Annotated in this window: 4 protein-coding genes and 1 tRNA gene; 3 read left to right on the forward strand and 2 right to left on the reverse strand. The window is 60.7% G+C overall.

What is annotated here, in order from left to right:
* Together WCA53_RS02080 and WCA53_RS02085 are read right to left on the reverse strand one after the other, a co-directional pair.
* The coding region (locus WCA53_RS02080; protein WP_423904963.1) for a MurR/RpiR family transcriptional regulator at positions 1 to 400 on the reverse strand (400 nt) is incomplete at its 3' end.
* 680 nt (positions 401 to 1,080) lie between these two features.
* Positions 1,081 to 2,055 (reverse strand): ferritin-like domain-containing protein, encoded by a 975-nt coding sequence (locus WCA53_RS02085; RefSeq protein ID WP_423904965.1) that lies wholly within the window; start codon positions 2,053 to 2,055, stop codon positions 1,081 to 1,083.
* A 439-nt stretch (positions 2,056 to 2,494) separates the two neighbouring features.
* Here WCA53_RS02085 and WCA53_RS02090 point away from each other — a divergent pair.
* From WCA53_RS02090 to WCA53_RS02100, 3 genes are all read left to right on the forward strand, one after another.
* Positions 2,495 to 2,579: transfer RNA gene (locus WCA53_RS02090), tRNA-Leu, on the forward strand.
* A 96-nt stretch (positions 2,580 to 2,675) separates the two neighbouring features.
* Positions 2,676 to 3,062 (forward strand): hypothetical protein, encoded by a 387-nt coding sequence (locus WCA53_RS02095; RefSeq protein ID WP_423904967.1) that lies wholly within the window; start codon positions 2,676 to 2,678, stop codon positions 3,060 to 3,062.
* Between the two features lie 104 nt (positions 3,063 to 3,166).
* The coding region (locus tag WCA53_RS02100; protein ID WP_423904969.1) for an MFS transporter at positions 3,167 to 3,876 on the forward strand (710 nt) is incomplete at its 3' end.

Here is a 3,876-nt window from a genome sequence, read left to right on the forward strand (position 1 = left end):
CCGCAGTGCCGTCGATCGCGTCGCGCGTCAAACGCAAGTTCACGGCCGCCTGTTCGAGCGAGGCGGCGAGCAACTCTTCGCCGCTCGCCGGCGACTCCTGCGCGGAGCGCAAGCGCTCGACCGGCGCGAGCGTCGCTTCGAAACCTCGCACCAACGCGCCGCGAAATGACGGATAACCGTCGAATCCGAGCGCCCGCGCGAAGCGGTTCGCCGTCGCCACCGATGAACCGACGGCGTCCGCCAGTTCATCGATACGCATGGTCGCGGCACGGAACAAGTTGGCCTGGACGTACTCGCCCATGCGCCGGTGGATCGGCGTAAGGGTGGGCATCGCGGACGCGATGAGCGCCGCGATGGTTGTCCCGGCGGGACCGGATGCGGCGGACGGGTAAGAAGCCATTCGGATAGATCAGCGAGGTCGCTGTGAAAGTCTGCTTGAAACTATATTTACACAAAAGCACATCCGCGGAAATTTATTTTCATTGATCGAGGGTTTTTCCCGAGAGGATTACCGAGGTCGTTGACAATTCGACCGGGTCGCAATAGCCGGCGGTAGTTTCGTCACAATTGCTGCGCCCGCATTCTGTGCGGTGATATTGAACTGGTGCGCATGATCGATTCGATCACCAAAGGACAACTGAAGTGCGCTCGCGGCTCCCGTCCGTTCACGGTCGATTGGTTTAATTCGTTAATAATTTAAACATTCCTAACCATACTGGATCTTTGCACCCCTCATCATCATCTCGACGAGGCCGTCTTATTCTATCAATTGATTTCCGAATGGAAGTTTTACGCGTTATTTCGGAATGCGAATTTTAAACAATAGACGAAAACCGATACTCAATTCCGACAAATCCAATCTACGAAATAAAGCCTACATGCGAAGCCATTGAATCAATTGCATGCCCGCGCCCGCCGCAATGATCGACAACCCGATGGCAAGCCGCGTGCGTTCGCGCCATGCGCCCATCGATAGGTTCTTCATGTTCGCCTCCGGACACCCATGACATTTCTCGCAGCCGCACCCGTCCGTGCACGCCGGGCTTAGAGCCCGGCGCGGCATCGAAGGACCGCTTGCACTCAGTGTGCGCTGCTCATATGCAGCGTGCCGTTCACGCCCGCGGGGAAGAACCCGCCCTGTGTCACCGAGGCCGCGTTCAGGTACACGATGTTCAGGACATCGCTGTAACTGCGGCTGAACGCGAGGCCGTTCGAATCGAGTGGCACGATGTTCGAGCTGCCCGGCGTCGCGCCTGTTATGCCCTGATCTACGCCGACCGTTTTGTCCAACGCATTGCGGGCGTTGGAGATGTCCTGCGTGGTCGTGTAGATCGACGGCATCGTCATGCCGCGCCCGAACAGCACGGTGCGCACCAGACCTGCGTGATAGGCCTCTGCGGCGAGAATCCCTGCTGCAGCCTGCAGATATGTCGTGTTCGTGATCAGCGGAGCTGCACCCTTATAGGCCGTGACACCTACGTCTTCGAAGATGAACGCGCCGATCAGGAAGTTCGTCGGGCTGGAATACGGGTTGAATACCTGACCTGCTGAGATCACGCCCGCAGCCTGCGCCGCGGCCGAAAACGCGCCCGTTGGGCTGACGCCGCCGACATCGAGTGAGGGCATTGCTACCGCCGATCCTCCCAGCGCCGTGCGCAGGAACGTGACGTGTTCGAGTTCATCGCGTGCAATTTCAGCCGCGTACGCGCCGACCAGCGGATCGCCGGAAAAGTCGACTTGCTGGCCCGGGATAACCGTGCCAGGCGTCCCGACGCCGCCCATCAAGCTGGCTGGCAACCCTGCGCCCGTGGTGGCATAGGCATAAAATGTCGCTTCGAGATATTCGAGGTTGAGGGCGAAGTTGAGAATCTCCGGATCGGTTGGACCCGTCTGCGCAACGGCAGGGCTTCCGGACCCGCCGCCGCACGCACCGAGGATCGTTCCGCCGACCAGACCCAGCCCGAGACCTCCGGCACTCCTGAAGAATTGCCTGCGCTTGGCCAGCTTGCTGGAGCGCCTTTCGAGCACATCGATGATCAATGATTCTTCTGACATGACTTTTCTCCTTGGACCTTCGCTTAAGCGTTATCGATACGGCGGCCACACGCTTTCCCAGGCCATGGCGAATAGCCATGACGAGCCCGGATCCAAGCGAAACCCGTAATGCGTGAGACACGGCTCGGAGCGTGAAGATGAAGCAGTGAAGACACGCCGGACAGATGAGCGCTGGCCAGTCAGGAGGGCTGATCTTCACTTAGCTAGTTACGCGGGCGTTCGTTCGAACGGATGCAAGGGCGGTGAAATATATTTCCTTGTCTTTCCGATCCGTGTTTCTAAGCGAAGTGGCGGCTCGAATGGAGGGGATCGAAGAGCGGGTAAACTGAGGCGGTATGCGCAGGACAAGTGCGCGTATGAAGGGAGCTTTCAGACGGACCCCGGCCACGATGCGGCTGGTTGGCCCACGTGCCGGGCAATGGTAGAATCGCGTCCGCTTGGCGGGGTGATGAAATTGGTAAACATAGCGGACTTAAAATCCGCCGCCTTACGGCTTGCCGGTTCAAGTCCGGTCCCCGCTACCAGCCACCCGGGCGCCTTTCGCCGCATTGCAGCTGCGAGAGCGAATGGCCAGTTTGCCGCCGCTCCTGGCCAACCTGATTCACCAGTGACGGACACTTATGACGGCTCGACCCCTGATCATCGCCCTGCTCGTCTCGACGGTAGCGTGCGTGACCGGATGCACGACCGCCTATCGCAACGGGCAATTGTGCAAAGACAAGTTGATCGCCACCTACCCGGTGAGCGAACCCCTCTTGTCGTATGAAGTACCGCGCGTGTCCTACCAGGGCGCGCGGGTCGTCGCCGGCGGGACCTTTCCCGTGCAGATCACGCAATTGGTGCCGCCAAGCGGCAAGCCCGGCTCCGTCGCCACCCTCAAGGTCATAACTGTCCGTACGGACGCGGCTGTCGAATGCACGTTCGACGGCACCACAATGCAAACCTTCCGGTGGCTCACGCCTGCGAAGTTCGCAGCGGTGTACGAGGAAGTGAAGCCGGCCGACTAAAGCAAGACCCATGGCGGCACGCGGGCCCGGCCGCGTTAAGCGGGGCCTGTTCGTCTTTAGTATCATCGGCGGCTTGCCTTGATGCCGATCTCCGAGCCGCCTCCATGTCAGATTCCCCTACCGACTCCCACCACCCTCACTACTCGCGTGCGATGTTGTTCGTGCTCGCGACGATTGCGAGCGTCTCGGTGGCGAATATCTATTTCAACCAGCCGCTGCTCGCCGCATTCCGCACGTCCTTTCCGCAACATGACTGGCTGATCGGCGCAGTGCCGGCCGTCACGCAACTAGGCTACGCGCTCGGCATGTTGCTGCTTGCGCCGCTTGGTGATCGCTTCGATCGTCGCCTGATCATCCTCTTGCAACTTGCCGGCCTTGGCGTTGCGCTGATCGTCGCGACCTTCGCGCCGACGCTGGGGGTGCTGGTCGCCGCGAGTTTCGCGTTGGGCATTGTCGCGACCATTGCGCAGCAAGCCGTACCGTTCGCGGCCGAACTCGCGCCCGCAGCAAAACGCGGCCACGCGGTTGGTGTCGTGATGAGCGGCTTGCTGCTTGGGATATTGCTGGCGCGCACGGTGTCGGGGTTTGTCGCCCAATACTTTGGCTGGCGCGCGGTGTTTGGCGCGTCGTTCGTCGCGACCCTCGCGCTGGCGATACTGGTGGTCGTGCGTCTGCCTCGCAGCAAGCCGACCTCCACGCTGCCGTATGGGCGTCTGCTGGCATCGATGTGGCACATGGTGGTCGAGTCGCCGGCCTTGCGCGAGGCCTCGGTAACGGGCGGTGCACTATTCGCTGCGTTCAGCATATTCTGGTC

Origin of the sequence: Caballeronia sp. (genome assembly GCF_049581465.1) — a bacterium.
In the GTDB taxonomy this organism is placed as follows: Bacteria; Pseudomonadota; Gammaproteobacteria; order Burkholderiales; family Burkholderiaceae; genus Caballeronia.